Source organism: Kosakonia sp. CFBP8986 (assembly GCF_034044935.1).
GTDB lineage: Bacteria > Pseudomonadota > Gammaproteobacteria > Enterobacterales > Enterobacteriaceae > Kosakonia > Kosakonia cowanii.
The window spans coordinates 135,696-152,185 of sequence record NZ_JAXCXB010000001.1 but is presented as its reverse complement, the minus strand read 5'-3'; the positions used below and the strand labels follow the sequence as shown (position 1 = coordinate 152,185).

Sequence of the window (16,490 nt, the reverse complement as noted above, 5' to 3'; positions counted from 1 at the left end):
ACAAGAGGAGATGAGATATGAGCAGCTTTGATAAACATGATTTGAGTGGCTTTGTCGGTAAACATCTGGTCTACACCTACGATAATGGCTGGAACTACGAGCTGTATGTAAAAAATGCCAACACCATTGATTACCGCATTCACAGCGGGATTGTGGCCAACCGTTGGGTGAAAGATCAGCGGGTCTATATCGTTCGCGTTGGCGAAAGCATCTATAAAATTTCCTGGACTGAGCCGACCGGCACCGACGTCAGCCTGATTGCCAACCTCGGCGATCGCCTGTTCCACGGCACCATCTTCTTCCCGCGCTGGGTGATCAACAATCCGGAGAAAACCGTCTGCTTCCAGAACGAGCATATTGCGCTGATGGAATCCCTGCGCGAGGCAGGCCCCGCTTACCCGACAGAAGTGATTGATGAGTTTGCCACCATTACCTTTGTGCGCGACTGCGGTGAGAATAATGAGCAGGTCATTGCCTGCCCGGCCAGTGAACTACCGGCTAATTTCCCGCGAAACTTATCAGAATAGTTTCACATTTATGACGCTATTAACGTTGTAGCTAATGAAATAATTGTTTGCAGAAAAATAAGACTATTTTTGCTTTGTTGTCATTCCGTTTAAATAATTAAGATAACGCCCGTTCATTGACTGAATGGGCGTTTTTTATTGCACTTTTTTGACAGGAATCACAGTATAAAAAACTCGCTGTATTATATATCTAGATGTTTTTAAAGGTTTTTATATTTTTATCTGAAGGTTAAATTCTTAATCTTGTCCTAATCTTTTATTGCTACCCTCACCATTATCACCTTTTCGGTAAAAAACACTGAAATCGTAGGTTCATTCTATTTTCATTTAAGTTTTGTGCGCCATTTTATTCCCATTACATGTTTCACTGTGGCAGTTTTTTAATATGCCGTTGATGCCAGGAAAAAATGATGAGTGAATTTTTACCCTTTTCACGCCCATCGATGGGAGAGGATGAACTCGCCGGCATTCAGCAGGTGCTGGCGTCGGGCTGGATCACCACCGGGCCGAAGAATCAGGCACTTGAAGCCGCGTTTTGCACACTGACCGGCAACCAGCACGCCATTGCCGTCAGCTCCGCCACGGCGGGGATGCACGTCACGTTAATGGCGCTGGGTATTGGTGCGGGCGATGAAGTGATTACTCCCTCAATGACCTGGGTCTCCACCCTCAACATGATCGTGCTGCTCGGCGCGACGCCGGTGATGATCGATGTCGATCGCGACACGCTGATGGTGACACCCGAGGCGATCGAAGCGGCAATCACGCCGCGTACCAAAGCAATTGTGCCAGTGCACTACGCCGGCGCGCCGGTGGATATCGATGCCATCCACACCCTCGGTGAAAAGTACGGCATTCCGGTGATTGAAGATGCCGCCCACGCGGCGGGCACGTACTACAAGGGCCACCACGTTGGCGCGCGCGGCTGCGCAATCTTCTCCTTCCACGCCATCAAAAATATGACCTGTGCCGAAGGCGGGCTGGTGGTAACCGATGACGAAGCGCTGGCAAACCGCATTCGCAGCCTGAAGTTTCATGGCCTCGGCGTCGATGCCTATGACCGCCAGACCCACGGCCGCGCGCCGCAGGCCGAGGTGATCTCGCCGGGCTTTAAATACAACCTCGCGGATATCAACGCCGCTATTGCGCTGGTGCAGCTCGATAAACTGCCGGCCGCCAACGCCCGCCGTCAAGAAATTGCCCACCGCTATCTGACTGAACTGGCCACGACGCCATTTCAGCCGCTGGCGCTGCCGTCGTGGCCGCATCAGCACGCCTGGCATCTGTTTATTATTCGCGTCGACGAGCAGCGCTGCGGCCTCTCTCGCGATGCATTGATGGAGCGGCTAAAAGCGCAGGGTATCGGCACCGGCCTCCATTTTCGTGCGGCGCATACCCAGAAGTACTACCGCGAAAACTTCCCGACCGAACTTCCCAACACGGAGTGGAACAGCGCGCGTATCTGTTCCCTGCCGCTCTTTCCGGATATGACCCATGACGACACAACCCGCGTCATTGACGCGCTTAAACAGATTGCAGGCTGCTGATATGTTCACCCTCCCGCTTATTGAAAAAGTCTCGGTGGTGATCCCGGTTTATAACGAACAGGAGAGCCTGCCGGAGCTGATCCGCCGCACCACCACCAGCTGCGCGCAAATCGGTATCGATTACGAAATCCTGCTGGTGGATGACGGCAGCAGCGATGACTCCGCGCGTATGCTGACCGATGCGGCAGAGCAACCCGACAGCCATATCGTCGCGGTGCTGCTCAACCGCAACTACGGCCAGCACTCGGCGATCATGGCCGGTTTCAGCCATGTCACCGGCGATCTGGTGATTACCCTGGATGCGGATCTGCAAAACCCGCCGGAGGAGATCCCGCGGCTGGTGGCGAAAGCCAACGAAGGGTATGACGTGGTGGGCACCGTGCGGCAAAACCGCCAGGACAGCCTGTTTCGCAAGCTGGCGTCGCGCGGCGTTAACCACTTGATCCAGCGCGCTACCGGGAAAGCGATGGGCGACTACGGCTGCATGCTGCGCGCCTATCGCCGTCATATCGTTGACGCGATGCTGCGCTGCCACGAGCGCAGCACCTTTATCCCGATCCTCGCTAACACCTTTGCCCGCCGGGCGGTTGAGATCCCGGTGCAGCACGCCGAGCGCGAATTTGGCGACTCGAAATACAGCTTTATGCGTCTGATTAACCTGATGTATGACCTGGTGACCTGCCTGACCACCACGCCACTGCGTCTGCTCAGCGTTTTTGGCAGCGTCATCGCGCTGTTTGGCTTCTCGCTGTCGCTGCTGCTGGTGATTCTGCGGCTGGCGTTTGGCGCGCAGTGGGCGGGGGAAGGGGTATTCACGCTCTTCGCCATTCTCTTCACCTTTATCGGCGCACAGTTTATCGGCATGGGCCTGCTTGGGGAGTATATCGGGCGCATCTATAACGATGTGCGCGCCCGTCCCCGCTACTTTATTCAACGCGTTGTCCGCCAGGATCATGACGTTTCGCAAGAGGAAAAGAACCAATGAAAGCCGTTGTTTTTGCTTATCACGATATGGGATGCGTCGGCGTACAGGCCTTACTGGACGCCGGGTTTGATATTGCGGCCATTTTTACCCATGCCGACAACGCACAGGAAAACGCCTTTTTTAGCTCGGTAGCACGCCTTGCCGCCGAGCGCGGTATTCCGGTTTATGCCCCGGATGACGTTAACCATCCGCTGTGGGTTGACCGCATTGCCGAGATGAAGCCGGACGTTATTTTCTCGTTCTACTACCGTAACCTGCTCGGCGAAGCGATTTTGAATAACGCGCGCATCGGCGCGTTTAACCTGCACGGTTCGCTGCTGCCCGCCTATCGTGGACGCGCGCCGCTGAACTGGGTGCTGGTGAATGGCGAAACGCAAACCGGCGTCACGCTGCACCGGATGATCTCCCGCGCGGATGCCGGAGCGATCATCGCCCAGCAAGCGGTCGAGATTGCCGACGCCGATGACGCGCTGTCGCTGCACCGTAAACTGACCGAGAGCGCCAAACATCTGCTGGAAGGCGCTTTACCGACGCTGAAAAGCGGCACCTTCAGCGAAACCGCACAGGATGAGAGTAAAGCGAGCTATGTTGGCCGCCGCACGCCGGAAGATGGTCGCCTGGAGTGGGAAAAACCGGCACAAACCCTGCACAACCTGGTGCGTGCGGTGAGCGATCCGTGGCCGGGCGCGTTCAGCTTTGTTGGCACGCACAAATTTATCGTCTGGAAATCTCGCGTGCGCAGCGACGTGGCGCCAGCACGAGCGGGAACCGTTATCTCCGTCGCGCCGCTGATTATTGCCTGCGGCGAGGGCGCGCTGGAGGTGATGACCGGCCAGACTGAGAAAGGCGTTTATATGCAGGGCGCGCAGCTGGCGCAGTCGCTGGGGCTGGTGGCCGGGGCGCTGTTGAGCAGCAAACCGGTGGTGGCGGTAAAACGCCGCACTCGCGTGCTGATCCTTGGGGTAAACGGCTTTATCGGCAACCACCTGACCGAGCGCCTGCTGCGCGACGATAACTATGAGATTTACGGCCTCGACATCGGTTCCGACGCCATCGGACGTTTTCTCGACTGCCCGCGTTTTCACTTTGTTGAAGGCGACATCAGCATTCATTCAGAGTGGATCGAGTACCACATTAAAAAATGCGACGTGGTGCTGCCGCTGGTAGCGATCGCCACGCCGATTGAGTACACCCGCAACCCGCTGCGCGTCTTTGAGCTCGATTTTGAAGAGAACCTGAAGATCATCCGCGACTGCGTGAAGTACAACAAACGCATCATCTTCCCGTCGACCTCGGAAGTGTACGGCATGTGCACCGACAAAGTGTTTGATGAGGATAACTCGAACCTGGTGGTCGGGCCGGTAAGCAAACAGCGCTGGATCTACTCGGTGTCGAAACAGCTTCTTGACCGTGTGATTTGGGCATACGGCGAGAAAGAGGGGCTGCGTTTTACGCTCTTCCGTCCGTTTAACTGGATGGGCCCGCGTCTGGATAACCTCAATGCCGCGCGCATCGGCAGCTCTCGCGCCATCACTCAGTTGATCCTCAACCTGGTGGAAGGCTCGCCGATCAAGCTGGTTGAAGGCGGAAAACAGAAGCGCTGCTTTACTGATATCAGCGACGGTATCGAAGCGCTGTTCCGCATTATTGAAAACCGTGACGGGCGCTGCGACGGCGAGATTATCAATATCGGCAACCCGGAGAACGAAGCCAGTATCAAGGAGCTTGCCGAGATGCTGCTGGAGAGCTTTGAGCAGCATCCGCTGCGCCACCGCTTCCCGCCTTTTGCCGGTTTCCGCGACGTTGAGAGCAGCAGCTATTACGGTAAAGGATACCAGGATGTTGAGCACCGCAAACCGAGTATTCGCAACGCCAAACGCTGCCTGCAGTGGGAGCCGACGGTAGCGATGCGCCAGACGGTTGACGAGACGCTCGACTTTTTCCTGCGTACGGTCGAACTGACGGATGAGCAATAAGCATGAAAAAAATCGGCTTACGTATTGATGTCGATACCTTTCGCGGCACGCAGCAGGGCATGCCGCGCCTGCTGCAGCTGCTGGAGAAGCACCAGATTCAGGCGAGCGTCTTTTTTAGCGTCGGCCCGGACAATATGGGGCGGCATATCTGGCGTCTGCTGAAGCCGAAATTTTTCTGGAAGATGCTGCGCTCGCGCGCGGCGTCGCTATATGGCTGGGATATTTTGCTGGCCGGAACTGCCTGGCCGGGGCGCATTATTGGCGATGCCAATGCAGAGATCATTCGCCAGACGGCGCGCATGCATGAAGTGGGGCTGCACGCCTGGGATCACCACGCCTGGCAAAGCTGGAGCGGCGTCTGGGATCAGGCGCGGCTGGAAACGGAGATCGCTCGCGGCCTCTCGGCGCTGGAGCGGATTATCGGCCAGCCGGTAACCTGCTCGGCGGCGGCGGGCTGGCGGGCAGATCAGCGGGTGGTGAAAGCGAAATCGGTCTTCCCGTTTCGCTACAACAGCGACTGTCGCGGTAGCCAGCCTTTCCGCCCGCAACTGGCGGAAAACGTCTACGCCGCGCCACAAATTCCCGTTTCGTTACCCACCTGGGATGAGGTCGTTGGCTCCTCGGTGAGCGCCGAGGGCTTCAACCGCTTTATCCTCGATCGCATGCATCGCGCCCGGGGTACGCCGGTCTACACCATCCATGCCGAAGTGGAGGGGATTATCGGTGCCGATGCATTTGATCAACTGCTGACGCTGGCGGCGCAGGAGGAGATTACGTTTTGCCCGCTGGGGCAGTTGCTACCGGACGATGTCACGACACTGCCGCCCGGCAAAGTGGTACGCGGCGAAGTGGTTGGCCGCGAAGGGTGGCTGGGATGCCAAAAACTGTTGAGTGCACAACGATGAAACCTGTTCATTATGGTTTAGCGATGCTGGCGCTGTTTGCCCTTTATTACCTTGCGCCGCTCGAGTATCGCCTGCTCTGGCAACCGGATGAGACCCGCTATGCGGAGATCAGCCGCGAGATGTTGCAAAGCGGCGACTGGATAGTGCCCCATTTCCTCGGGCTGCGCTATTTTGAAAAACCGATCGCCGGATACTGGATCAACACCCTCGCGCAGTGGGTATTTGGTCACAACAACTTCGCGGTACGCTTTGGCGCGGTCTTCTCCACCACCGTTTCTGCCCTGCTGGTTGGCGCGTTAGCGTGGAAGATGTGGCGCGACAAAGCGACGGCGCTGCTCTCGGGCGTCATCTACCTGACCGTGCTGCTGGTCTACGGTGTCGGTACCTATGCCGTGCTGGATCCGATGATCGCCTTATGGATGACGCTGGCGATGTTCAGCTTCTGGCTGGCGGCGCAGACCACCACCCGACGTGGGAAAGCGGGCGGCTATCTGCTGCTCGGCATCGCCTGCGGTATGGGGGTGATGACCAAAGGGTTTCTGGCGCTGGCGCTACCGGTTATCGGCGTGTTGCCGTGGGTGATTGCGCAGCGGCGCTGGAAAGAGGTGCTGATCTGGGGCTGGCTGGCCGTGCTGGCATGCGTCCTGACGGTGCTGCCGTGGGGGCTGACCATTGCGGCGCGCGAGCCTGATTTCTGGCGCTACTTCTTCTGGGTTGAGCATATTCAGCGCTTCGCCCAAGAGGACGCGCAGCATAAAGCCCCGTTCTGGTACTACATTCCCTGTTTGCTTGCCGGTTCGCTGCCATGGCTTGGCCTGCTGCCCGGCGCGCTGAAAACCGGCTGGCGCGCGCGCAGTGATGCTTTCTACCTACTCGGCTGGGTGGTAATGCCGCTGATCTTCTTCAGCATCGCTCAGGGAAAACTGCTGACCTATATTCTGCCCTGCTTTGCGCCGCTGGCGATATTGATGGCGCGTTACGCGCGCACCGCTGCGAGCGTGAAAGTGCTGCGTATCAACGCCGGGATCAATATCGCTTTCGGGGTCACTGGCGCGATCGCCGCGCTGGTGGTGTCGCCGTGGGGAATGTTAAAGCATCCCGTCTGGCTGCCGATCGAAGATTATAAAGCGGCGCTTGCTGCCTTTATCTTCCTGATGTGGGCGCTGGTCGGGCTGTTTACCTTCAGGGCCAGTGCTGAGCGTTGGTTCTTCGCCGCACTTTCGCCACTGACGCTGGCGCTGCTGGTGGGGTTTGCCATTCCGGATAAAGTGATGGATTCCAAACAGCCGCAGTTCCTGATCGCCTGTATTGATGACGCGCTGGCGGAGAGCCGCTATGTGCTGTCGGATAATCCCGGCGTTGCCTCCGGGCTCGCCTGGGAGCTGAAGCGCAGCGATATTCTGCTGTTCGGTTCGCGCGGTGAGCTGGCTTATGGTCTGGATTATCCTGATGCGAAAGGGCGCTTTGTCGCCGAGCGTGATTTCACCGACTGGCTGGCCGGGCATCGCCAACAGGGAATTGTTTCCCTGGTGCTGCATCAGTCGCAGGCCGATGAGTTTATGCGTCTACCCATTCCAAAACCGGATAACGTCTATCAGCAGGGGCGGATGGTGTTATTGCAGTATTTTCCGCAATGAGTAGCTGGATCTGGCTCGGCGCGGCCAGCCTGTTGAGCTGTCTTGGGCAGCTGTGCCAGAAGCAGGCGACGCGCCCGGCGAGCGGGGCATCGCGCGGCAGGCACGTTGGTCTATGGCTGGCGCTGGCACTGCTGGCGCTGGGCGCGGGGATGGTGCTGTGGCTGCTGGTGTTGCAGCGCGTTCCGGTCGGCGTCGCCTACCCGATGCTGAGCCTTAATTTTGTCTGGGTGACCCTGGCGGCGAGGGCGATCTGGCATGAGCGGATCACGTTGCGCCATGCCTGCGGTCTGGCGTTGATTATTGCCGGTGTGGCGCTGCTCGGGAGTTCATTATGAAGGGGCTACACTGGGCGCTTCTTAGCGTGCTGCTGGTGAGCGGGGCGCAACTGTTACTGCGTGATGGTATGCTGTCGCTGCCGCCGTTGACCGATCTGCGCGGCTTTTTGCTGGCGCTGCTGCATGCGCGGGCTGGCACGCTGGCGCTGCTGTTGGGGTTGATGGGCTACGTGGCATCGATGGGCTGTTGGTATCTGGCTCTGCACCGGATGGCGCTGAGCAAAGCCTATGCCCTGCTCAGCCTGAGTTACATTCTGGTGTGGGCCGCCGCCATCTGGCTGCCTGGCTGGCATGAACCCTTCACGCTGCGCGGCGCGTTTGGCGTGGCGCTGATTGTGGCGGGCGTGCTGGTTATCTTCCTGCCCGCCCGCAAGAGAGCTTAACCGGGTAAGCGCGATTTCGGTCGGCCTGGGCCAAGCATAATCGCCAGCTTGCTGCCGCCGGTGGTGGTCTCCATCCAGATTTTGCATACGCTGGTGAGCGGCACCGAGAGCAGCATCCCCACCGGGCCGAGCAGCCATCCCCAGATTAATAATGAGAGGAACACCACCAGCGTCGACATGCCGAGGCGGTGGCCCATCATGCGCGGTTCAAGGATATTGCCAATCAGCATGTGCACCACCAGGAAGAGGGCGCCGACTAACAGGCACTCGTAGGTGCCGTTGAACAGCAGGGCCTGGATCATTGGCGGAATGGCGGAGATCACCGACCCGATATTCGGCACGTAGTTCAGCAAAAAGGCGAGCACGCCCCACATCAGCGCAAACTGCACATCCAGCGCCACCAGCCCGACCCAGACAATTAGCCCGGTCCAGACGCTGAGCAGCGTTTTCAGTGCCAGATAGTGCGACACCCCTTTCAGCGCGCGGTGCAGACCAGCGATGTGGATCTGCGGATTGTTAAGGGCAAAGCGCATTTTGTAGGGCACGTGGCGCACTTCAAACAGCATAAACACCACTGTCATTACCAGCAGCACGACGCTTGCCATCGCATTCGATAACTGCGTCGCCATGGTGGTGGCGAACGACATCATGCGGTCGGAGTCCATGCGTTGCAGCATACGCTCCGGGGAGAGATGCAGATGCAGGAACGGCAGCGCATCCTGAAGCTGCAAAAACTTGCGTGTCAGCTCGCGGTTGTACTTCGGCAGCAGGGTCATAAAGTCATTCATCGACGCGGCAAGCACGGCGAATAAGGCGGTCAGGAAGACCAGCATCACCAGCACGACAATGGCAATGGCCGCCGGGCGCTTGATGCCGCGGCGTAGAAACCAGGTCACTAGCGGGTTAAGAACAATGGCGAAGAAGAGCGCCAGCAGGAGTTGCACAATAATATCGGCTGCGGCGTGGATACCGGCGAGTATGACCACCAGTGACGCCAGTTTGAGAAGAATGTGGAGGCCCGCCCGGTCTGGCTGAGGTTGCATCATGATTAATTCCTTTTTTTTCTTATTGCCAGTAAGTGTAGTGCGCCGCGCCACCTTCGCCTGACAGAGATAATCTTAAAGTCGTGCTGCTTTCTACCTTGTGTCGTGGTAATAGTGAAACATTGTTGTAAAAATCTGAGTAAATCCTGATGCCTGAACACCGCGCTGAACCGGCGCCGAGCGGATTGCGCCTCAATCTGCGGATTTTGTCCGTCGTAATTTTTAACTTCGCCAGCTATCTCACCATTGGTTTACCGCTGGCGGTGCTGCCCGGCTTTGTCCATGACGTGATGGGCTACAGCGCCTTCTGGGCGGGGCTGGTGATAAGTCTTCAGTACTTCGCCACGCTGCTCAGCCGCCCGCATGCTGGGCGCTATGCCGATCTGCTGGGGCCGAAGAAAGTGGTGATTTTCGGCCTCTGCGGCGCGTTTCTCAGCGGGCTGAGCTATCTGTTGGCGGGAATGCAGTCGGGCGTGTTGAGCCTGGTGCTGCTCTGCCTTGGGCGGGTGATTTTAGGCATCGGCCAGAGTTTTGCCGGTACCGGCGCGACGCTGTGGGGCGTCGGCGTGGTCGGTTCAGTGCATATCGGGCGCGTCATCTCGTGGAATGGTATTGCCACATACGGGGCGATGGCGCTTGGCGCACCGCTCGGCGTGCTCTGTTATCACTATGGCGGCCTGCACGGGCTGGCGGTGACGATTATGGCCGTCGCGCTGTTGGCGGTGCTGCTTGCGCTACCGCGTGCGGCGGTAAAAGCCAGCAAAGGCAAGCCGTTGCCGTTTCGCGCTGTGCTCGGCCGCGTCTGGCTCTACGGGATGGCGCTGGCGCTCGGTTCGGCCGGTTTTGGCGTGATCGCTACCTTTATCACCCTCTATTACGATGCCAGAGGCTGGGATGGGGCGGCGTTCGCCCTGACGCTCTTCAGCGTGGCGTTTGTTGGTGCACGCCTGCTGTTTCCCAATGGTATCAACCGTTTTGGCGGCCTCAATGTGGCGCTGATCTGCTTTGCGGTGGAGACCTGCGGGCTGCTGCTGGTGGGCCTGGCGGTCGATCCGTGGATGGTGAAACTGGGCGTTTTCCTGACAGGGGCCGGTTTCTCGCTGGTCTTCCCGGCGCTGGGCGTGGTGGCGGTAAAAGCGGTGCCGCAGCACAATCAGGGCTCGGCGCTGGCGACCTATACGGTGTTTATGGATCTCTCGCTAGGCGTGACCGGCCCGCTGGCAGGGCTGCTGATGGCCTGGGCGGGCGTCTCATCTATTTATCTTGCCGCCGCCGGGCTGGTGGCGATTGCGCTGCTGTTGGCGTGGCGGTTAAAGCAGAGAGTGCCGGATAGCGCGTAAATGCTTATCCGGCCTGGCATAAAAAAAGGGAACCTGCAGGTTCCCTTTCTCTTTTCGAGTGTTGCGGCGTTATTTCACCACGATGGTGTTGATAATGTTCTCGGCAGCAGTTTGCGCCTGCTGCTGATTTTCCGCCGGCAGCGTCACCTGAAGCGTTACCAGGTGGTTATCAATTTTTCCCAGCACCACAGAGGACCATGCGGTCTGGCCTTTGGCGGAGATCACGCTGTCGAGCTGTTGCAGAGTCTGCCCTTTCAGCTCAATCGCACGGTTGGTCACAACCTGCAACTGCGGGTCGCGGCTGCGCTGCTGATCTTCCAGACGTTTCGCCAGCACGCTCAGATCTTCCTGCGTGTTATCACCCACAATCACAATCACCGCTTTCTGGCCTGTGGCATCAGAGTAGACGTGCATGTTGTTGGATTGCGTGCCCAGCTTGCCGCTCTGATCGGTCATATCCGCAGGCAGCGAGAAGCTGAGTTTACCGTCGAGCAGGGTCACCGGCTGACCGGAGGCGTTACTCTCTGCGGCGGCACCCTGTACGGGCTTCTTGCTGTCGCTGTTATCACAGGCAGCCAGCCCCATCACCAGCAGGCCAATACCGACATATTTCACCAGATTGCGCATTGACTTCATCCTTTCAATAAACAGCCATAATGGCTCGTTGTTCCATATTATCACAACTGATAAGTCGTACCTTTAACCCGCCTGTAATGCCGAGATTTCAGATTTGTCTGCCAGTCTTTTCAGCAACATATTCAACAGCACACCATACATCGGCAGGAAGAAGGCGATGCTGATAAGCACCTTGAAGCTGTAATCCACCAGTGCGATTTCGGTCCAGTGCTGCGCCATAAAGGGATCTGGGCTGCGCCAGAAGGCGATAAAGAAGAAGGCCACCGTATCGCTGGCGTTACCAAAAATGGTCGAGGCCGTTGGCGCAAGCCACCAGCGGCGGCTCTGGCGCAGGCGGTTAAAGACGTGCACATCGAGGATCTGCCCCAGCGCATAAGCCATAAAGCTGGCGGCGGCGATACGCGCGACAAACAGGTTAAAGTGGGCGAGCGCGCCGAAACCTTGCCAGCTGCCCATATAAAAGAGCGACGAGATAACGTAAGAGGCGAGCAGGGCGGGCACCATCACGGCAAAAATAATCCGTCGTGCCAGAGGCGCGCCAAAAATGCGTACGGTGAGATCCGTTGCCAGAAAGATAAACGGAAAACTGAATGCGCCCCAGGTGGTGTGGAAGCCGAAAATGGCGACCGGGAGCTGCACCAGATAGTTACTGGAGATAATCACCAGCAGGTGGAATAGCGATAGCCAGACCAGCGCCTTCATGCGCTGTGCGTTGGAAAAGTGCGTCATATTGTGACCTTTTTGGTAAATGGGGTGAGGGAACCCAGTTCAATTTATGCTCTGCCAGGCAGAAGCCGCCGCATGATACTGCAATCATCGCGCGATGCAATGGCTAATTTTAACGCAATCGTTAACCTCCCTTGCGCCCTGAAAATGGCAGCGTAAACTAGGGCGGTTTTTTCACTTGTGAGATGAAGATGAGCGATCCGTTTTCTACCGCCGACCACACTCTTGATGCCCTTGGCCTGCGCTGCCCGGAGCCGGTAATGATGGTGCGCAAAACCGTGCGTAACATGCAGGTTGGCGAAACTGTACTGATTATCGCCGACGATCCGGCAACCACCCGCGATATTCCCGGCTTCTGCCGTTTTATGGAACATGAGCTGGTTGCCGATCAAACCGAGGCGTTGCCCTACCGCTATTTAGTGCGTAAAAGCCACTAATCGTTGCGGCGTAACAGGCGCAGCGCGTTGGCTGTCACCAGCACCGTTGCGCCGGTATCCGCCAGCACTGCCAGCCATAATCCGGTGATCCCCAAAAGTGTGGTGACCAGGAATATCCCCTTCAGCCCCAGCGCAATGGCGATGTTCTGACGAATATTACGGTGCGTGGCGCGCGCCAGGCGGATCATCTGCCCAAGGCCGGCGAGCCGGTTATGGGTTAACGCCGCATCGGCGCTCTCCAGCGCGACATCGGTACCGCTGCCCATCGCAATGCCAATTGTTGCCGCTTTCATTGCCGGGGCATCGTTGATGCCGTCGCCGACCATCGCCAGCGGAGCCGCTTCATTCAGCGCGCGCACGGCGCTCACTTTATCTTCCGGCAGCAGCCCGGCGCGAAACTCCAGCCCCAACTCACCAGCAATCGCTGCCGCTGCCCGCGGGTTATCGCCGGTGAGGATCACGCCCGTGATGCCAAGGGCATGCAGTTCCGCCACCGCGGCTTTTGCATCGTCGCGCAGGGTGTCCTGTAGCGCCAGCGTACCGATTACGGTGTTATCGCGCAGAACCACTACCACCGTTTGCCCCTGTGCTTCCTGCTGCTCAATCTGCTTGCGCCCGGCGTCATTAAGCAGGCCCGCTGGCACCTTTTCCGGTGCGCAGATGTGAATGTCATGCGCGCCGATACGCGCTTCGATACCTTTCCCGGCCAGCGCGCGCTGCCCGTCGGCCTGCGGAATAGCGATGCCACGACGCTGCGCCTCCTGCACAATCGCCAGCGCCAGCGGGTGCGTCGAGCCCTGCTCAACCCCGGCGCTGAGCGCCAGCAGCTCCTGCTCCTCTGTACCCGAAAATGCCTGAATGGCGACCAGCTGCGGTTTGCCGAGGGTCAGGGTGCCGGTCTTATCAAACGCTACCTGACGCAGAGTGCCGAGCTGCTCCAGCGCCGCGCCGCCTTTGATCAGCGCGCCGCGACGTGCGGCGGCCGCCAGCCCGGAGGTGATGGCCGCGGGGGTGGAGATTACCAGCGCGCAGGGGCAGCCAATCAGCAGCAGCGCCAGCCCTTTATAGACCCACTCCAGCCACGGAGCGGAAAAGAGCAGGGGTGGAACCACCGCGACCAGCAGCGCCACGGCCATAATCGCTGGCGTATAAATACGGCTGAAGCGATCGATAAAGCGCTCAATGGGCGCGCGGCGCTCTTCCGCCTCTTCAATCAGTTTCAGGATGCGGTCGATGGCGCTTTCGCCCGCTTTTGACACGACTTCCAGGGTAATCAGCCGATCGACGCTGGTGGCACCTGCGGGCACGCTTTCGCCCGCGCTGCGCTCGACGGGCAGCGACTCGCCGGTTAAGGCACTCTCATCAAAACTGGCGAACGGCGAGATAAGGCGGCCGTCCGCTGGTAAGCGCCCGCCCGCCGGGACTTCAATGGTATCGCCAGGTTGCAGTTGGCTGGCTGGGATGGTTTCACGCACGCCGTTACGCATGCGAATGGCGCTATCGGGTTTTAACGCCATCAGTGCGCTTACGCCTTTGCGCGCGCGGCTGGCGGCCCAGCCTTCAAGCCGCTCGCCAATTAAAAACAGCAGCAGCACCATCGCCGCTTCGGCGGTCGCGCCGATAAACAGCGCGCCAATTGCCGCCACGCTCATTAAGGTTTCGATGGCGAACCAGCTACCGCTTCTCATCAGGCGCACGGCCTGGCGGGCAATCGGCCACAAACCAACCAGCGTGGTGAGAATAAACGCCGCCTGGCCGAAGGGGTGATTGAACTGCTCCAGCCCCCAGCTCAGGGCCATCATGACGATGAGCAGGATCAGCGGCAGGTTTTCGCGCAGGGATGAAGGCGCAGGCGCGGGAGCGCTGTTTTCGCTGCGAAGCTGGTAGCCCGCGTTTTGAACGGCTTTTTCGACGCGCTCGCGCACGTCCTCTTGCGCGATGACAATCAGCTTTTCGGTGGCAAAAGCGACCTGCACCTGGGTGATACCCTCGATCTGGCGCACCGCATTTTCCACTTTACGTGCGCAGGCGGCGCAATCCATACCGCTCACTTGCCAGCTATAGCGATCGCCGGCGGCGGTTATTTCCGGTGCGGAGCGGGTTTCACAGCTTGTATCGCCGCAGCAGGGGACATTGCTTTCAGCAACGGGGCGCAGTTTGAGCGCGGCAAAGTGCGGCGTTTTCTTGAGTTCGGGAGCAGCCATCGCATCCTCCGGTGAATGATAATTTTCTCATTAACCGGAGGATACACTCTGGAGTCGACTCCAGAGTCAAGCGCTTTAGATATAGAGCGAACGGACGATCAGGAAGTGGCCGGCAAAATAGCAGGCGGAGGAGATGGCGTTATCCGCGCTAAAGCGTTTACGGTAGTGGCTGCCGAGCCAGACAATATTACCGATAAGCAGCAGCGACGCGCCGATAAATGCCGACAGCGCCTGGCTGGTCGGACGGAAGAACCACAGCTCACCGGCCAGCCACACCATTACCAGCGTCATGGCGACAAAGGTGGAGACGGCCATGCGCAGCTCTTCAAGACGCGTCCAGATCACCGCCAGCAGCAGGGCACCAATCACCAGCAGCACCAGCGGCAGCGGCCAGAAGAAGGTCAGCGTCATCTGGCTGGCGAAGTAGATGGTATAAAGCAGATGGGCCAGGAAGAAAGCGCCGATAGCGTAAAGTAACTTTTGCCGCGGCAGCAGCGTCAGGGCATCACCCACCAGCGAGGCGCACAGACCCGCCAGCACCAGATAGCTGATGGCATCAAACATGGGCGCTTGCCAGGCGAGCAGGAGTAACAGCAGAAGGGTTACGGGTTTGAACACCCAGCGTTGCCACACCGGGCCACGATAGGAAGCGTCGACGTACAACCAGCCGGAAAAGCAGACAGCAATAAATGACCACAGCATAATTAAGTCCCTGTAACTGTTATTGTTGCGTAAAACTCTCCCCTCAAGTGTAGTGGCGTAAAAAGGGGGATGACAATGCGAACTTCCCCCAATGCCCTGCAATTCCACTTAATCTGACAGAGTTATCTCTTTGCTTTCAGCTTCTTCTGCCAGACCAGCAGTTCAAAGACGCCAAAAAGAAAAATGCGCAGCTGCTCGACTTTGGTCATTTGCGGCCCCTCTTTCGGCAGCGCGGTTTTCATCATCGTCGCCTGCAAGGCATGCATAAAGAAGGTAAAAACCAGCGCGACGTTGACGAAAATATTCAACGGGCGCGGAAAGGGGTGGATCAGATTGAAGATCAGAAAGGCCCAGATGCAGAGCATCATCAGACGGCCCAGATTAATCAGCAACGGCATGCTTCTCTCCTTGTGCTTCGCGGTGATACAAACGGTAAGCCACCTGGCCCGCGACTTTTTCCCGGTGTAAATGCCAGTGCGCAGGCACTGACGGTAAACCATTTTCTACTTCGCTCTCGATATAAATGAGCGCATCATCCGCCAGCCAGCCGTTGTTCTCCAGCAAACGCACGGTGTCGTCCAGCATCCCTTTGCGAAACGGTGGATCGATAAACACAATGGTGTGCGGCGTGCCGGCTGCGGCTAAAAAGCTCAGCGTGTTACTGTTAACGACTTTCGCGTTGGTGGCTTTAAGCGTAGCGAGGTTTTGCTGAAGCTGCTGGGCGACGCTGCGCTCCATCTCAACCAACGTCGCACTGGCGGCGTAGCGGGAGAGCGCTTCCAGCCCTAGCGCGCCGCTGCCAGCGAAGCAGTCGAGACAGCGGGCGTCAACCATTGATGGTGCCAGCCAGTTAAAGAGGGTTTCGCGCACGCGATCGGTGGTCGGGCGCAGGCCTGGGCTGTCGGGAACCGGTAATTTACGGCCCCGCCACTGCCCGCCAATAATACGAATTTGTCCGCTGGCGGCACGGTTGGGTTTCTTCATGGTCTTCGCTTTGCTCATCATTTCGGCCTGCTATTCTAGCGGGCGGATGAATTGCGTTAAACCCTAATCCTCAGGCCGTGATGAGAGATAAGGAAAGTGTTAGACTATCCGACTAATTCACCA

16 protein-coding genes and 1 pseudogene are annotated in these 16,490 nt (G+C 58.1%); 10 read left to right on the top strand and 7 right to left on the bottom strand.

Going from position 1 to position 16,490, the window contains the following annotated elements; translation table 11 throughout:
• Window positions 1-17 precede the first annotated feature (17 nt).
• The 8 genes from SOM48_RS00730 to arnF all read left to right on the top strand — a co-directional run bounded on the left by SOM48_RS00730 (window position 18) and on the right by arnF (window position 8,295).
• Window positions 18-527 carry a phenolic acid decarboxylase gene (locus SOM48_RS00730; protein WP_042713196.1) on the top strand — a complete coding sequence of 170 codons (510 nt, stop codon included), beginning with the start codon at window positions 18-20 and terminating at the stop codon, window positions 525-527.
• Between the two features lie 410 nt (window positions 528-937).
• Window positions 938-2,074 carry a UDP-4-amino-4-deoxy-L-arabinose aminotransferase gene (gene arnB, locus SOM48_RS00725; RefSeq protein ID WP_320511456.1) on the top strand — a complete coding sequence of 379 codons (1,137 nt, stop codon included), beginning with the start codon at window positions 938-940 and terminating at the stop codon, window positions 2,072-2,074.
• 1 nt (window position 2,075) lies between these two features.
• Window positions 2,076-3,059, top strand: coding sequence for an undecaprenyl-phosphate 4-deoxy-4-formamido-L-arabinose transferase (gene arnC / locus SOM48_RS00720; RefSeq protein ID WP_054802652.1), 984 nt, complete (start codon window positions 2,076-2,078; stop codon window positions 3,057-3,059).
• Window positions 3,056-5,035 carry a bifunctional UDP-4-amino-4-deoxy-L-arabinose formyltransferase/UDP-glucuronic acid oxidase ArnA gene (arnA, locus tag SOM48_RS00715; RefSeq protein ID WP_288879904.1) on the top strand — a complete coding sequence of 660 codons (1,980 nt, stop codon included), beginning with the start codon at window positions 3,056-3,058 and terminating at the stop codon, window positions 5,033-5,035. The genes arnC and arnA overlap by 4 nt, the downstream gene beginning before the upstream one ends.
• Window positions 5,036-5,037: 2 nt before the next feature.
• Window positions 5,038-5,940 carry a 4-deoxy-4-formamido-L-arabinose-phosphoundecaprenol deformylase gene (gene arnD / locus SOM48_RS00710; protein WP_076769380.1) on the top strand — a complete coding sequence of 301 codons (903 nt, stop codon included), beginning with the start codon at window positions 5,038-5,040 and terminating at the stop codon, window positions 5,938-5,940.
• Window positions 5,937-7,577, top strand: coding sequence for a lipid IV(A) 4-amino-4-deoxy-L-arabinosyltransferase (gene arnT / locus SOM48_RS00705; protein WP_320511224.1), 1,641 nt, complete (start codon window positions 5,937-5,939; stop codon window positions 7,575-7,577). The genes arnD and arnT overlap by 4 nt, the downstream gene beginning before the upstream one ends.
• Window positions 7,574-7,912 carry a 4-amino-4-deoxy-L-arabinose-phosphoundecaprenol flippase subunit ArnE gene (gene arnE, locus SOM48_RS00700; RefSeq protein ID WP_320511223.1) on the top strand — a complete coding sequence of 113 codons (339 nt, stop codon included), beginning with the start codon at window positions 7,574-7,576 and terminating at the stop codon, window positions 7,910-7,912. Before arnT ends, arnE begins: the two co-directional genes overlap by 4 nt.
• A complete protein-coding gene (gene arnF, locus SOM48_RS00695; RefSeq protein ID WP_320511222.1) occupies window positions 7,909-8,295 on the top strand; it encodes a 4-amino-4-deoxy-L-arabinose-phosphoundecaprenol flippase subunit ArnF in 387 nt (128 codons plus the stop codon). Before arnE ends, arnF begins: the two co-directional genes overlap by 4 nt.
• Here the strand turns inward: arnF and SOM48_RS00690 are convergent.
• Window positions 8,292-9,341, bottom strand: a complete 1,050-nt coding sequence (locus SOM48_RS00690; RefSeq protein ID WP_023482089.1) for an AI-2E family transporter — start codon at window positions 9,339-9,341, stop codon at window positions 8,292-8,294. The genes arnF and SOM48_RS00690 overlap by 4 nt on opposite strands.
• Before the next feature lie 111 nt (window positions 9,342-9,452).
• On the opposite strand from SOM48_RS00690, the pseudogene SOM48_RS00685 reads away from it, so the two are divergent.
• A pseudogene (locus SOM48_RS00685) lies at window positions 9,453-10,678 on the top strand (MFS transporter).
• Window positions 10,679-10,747: 69 nt separating this feature from the next.
• Here SOM48_RS00685 and SOM48_RS00680 read toward each other — a convergent pair.
• Together SOM48_RS00680 and SOM48_RS00675 are read right to left on the bottom strand one after the other, a co-directional pair.
• Window positions 10,748-11,305: a DcrB family lipoprotein gene (locus tag SOM48_RS00680; RefSeq protein ID WP_042713186.1), complete on the bottom strand. Its 558-nt coding sequence runs from the start codon at window positions 11,303-11,305 to the stop codon at window positions 10,748-10,750.
• Window positions 11,306-11,377: 72 nt separating this feature from the next.
• The gene (locus SOM48_RS00675; protein WP_042713185.1) at window positions 11,378-12,043 is read right to left on the bottom strand and encodes a 7-cyano-7-deazaguanine/7-aminomethyl-7-deazaguanine transporter; all 666 of its coding nucleotides are present in this window, start codon (window positions 12,041-12,043) and stop codon (window positions 11,378-11,380) included.
• A 188-nt stretch (window positions 12,044-12,231) separates the two neighbouring features.
• Between SOM48_RS00675 and tusA the strand changes: the two genes are divergently transcribed.
• The gene (gene tusA / locus SOM48_RS00670; RefSeq protein WP_139569043.1) at window positions 12,232-12,477 is read left to right on the top strand and encodes a sulfurtransferase TusA; all 246 of its coding nucleotides are present in this window, start codon (window positions 12,232-12,234) and stop codon (window positions 12,475-12,477) included.
• Here the strand turns inward: tusA and zntA are convergent.
• The 4 genes from zntA to rsmD form a co-directional block, all read right to left on the bottom strand.
• Window positions 12,474-14,681, bottom strand: coding sequence for a Zn(II)/Cd(II)/Pb(II) translocating P-type ATPase ZntA (zntA, locus tag SOM48_RS00665; protein WP_320511221.1), 2,208 nt, complete (start codon window positions 14,679-14,681; stop codon window positions 12,474-12,476). The two genes, tusA and zntA, sit on opposite strands and share 4 nt — an antisense overlap.
• A gap of 75 nt (window positions 14,682-14,756) precedes the next feature.
• A complete protein-coding gene (locus SOM48_RS00660; protein WP_023482129.1) occupies window positions 14,757-15,383 on the bottom strand; it encodes a lysoplasmalogenase in 627 nt (208 codons plus the stop codon).
• A 122-nt stretch (window positions 15,384-15,505) separates the two neighbouring features.
• Window positions 15,506-15,775: a DUF1145 family protein gene (locus SOM48_RS00655; protein ID WP_223284346.1), complete on the bottom strand. Its 270-nt coding sequence runs from the start codon at window positions 15,773-15,775 to the stop codon at window positions 15,506-15,508.
• Complete coding sequence (gene rsmD, locus SOM48_RS00650; protein WP_128481967.1) at window positions 15,765-16,367, bottom strand: 16S rRNA (guanine(966)-N(2))-methyltransferase; 603 nt, start codon at window positions 16,365-16,367, stop codon at window positions 15,765-15,767. Before rsmD ends, SOM48_RS00655 begins: the two co-directional genes overlap by 11 nt.
• Window positions 16,368-16,490 lie beyond the last annotated feature (123 nt).

Coding starts and splice junctions, on each gene's coding strand:
- SOM48_RS00730 (WP_042713196.1), top strand. CDS start 18: ATGAGCAGCTTTGATAAACATGATTTGAGTGGCTTTGTCGGTAAACAT.
- arnB (WP_320511456.1), top strand. CDS start 938: ATGAGTGAATTTTTACCCTTTTCACGCCCATCGATGGGAGAGGATGAA.
- arnC (WP_054802652.1), top strand. CDS start 2,076: ATGTTCACCCTCCCGCTTATTGAAAAAGTCTCGGTGGTGATCCCGGTT.
- arnA (WP_288879904.1), top strand. CDS start 3,056: ATGAAAGCCGTTGTTTTTGCTTATCACGATATGGGATGCGTCGGCGTA.
- arnD (WP_076769380.1), top strand. CDS start 5,038: ATGAAAAAAATCGGCTTACGTATTGATGTCGATACCTTTCGCGGCACG.
- arnT (WP_320511224.1), top strand. CDS start 5,937: ATGAAACCTGTTCATTATGGTTTAGCGATGCTGGCGCTGTTTGCCCTT.
- arnE (WP_320511223.1), top strand. CDS start 7,574: ATGAGTAGCTGGATCTGGCTCGGCGCGGCCAGCCTGTTGAGCTGTCTT.
- arnF (WP_320511222.1), top strand. CDS start 7,909: ATGAAGGGGCTACACTGGGCGCTTCTTAGCGTGCTGCTGGTGAGCGGG.
- SOM48_RS00690 (WP_023482089.1), bottom strand. CDS start 9,341: ATGATGCAACCTCAGCCAGACCGGGCGGGCCTCCACATTCTTCTCAAA.
- SOM48_RS00680 (WP_042713186.1), bottom strand. CDS start 11,305: ATGCGCAATCTGGTGAAATATGTCGGTATTGGCCTGCTGGTGATGGGG.
- SOM48_RS00675 (WP_042713185.1), bottom strand. CDS start 12,043: ATGACGCACTTTTCCAACGCACAGCGCATGAAGGCGCTGGTCTGGCTA.
- tusA (WP_139569043.1), top strand. CDS start 12,232: ATGAGCGATCCGTTTTCTACCGCCGACCACACTCTTGATGCCCTTGGC.
- zntA (WP_320511221.1), bottom strand. CDS start 14,681: ATGGCTGCTCCCGAACTCAAGAAAACGCCGCACTTTGCCGCGCTCAAA.
- SOM48_RS00660 (WP_023482129.1), bottom strand. CDS start 15,383: ATGCTGTGGTCATTTATTGCTGTCTGCTTTTCCGGCTGGTTGTACGTC.
- rsmD (WP_128481967.1), bottom strand. CDS start 16,367: ATGAAGAAACCCAACCGTGCCGCCAGCGGACAAATTCGTATTATTGGC.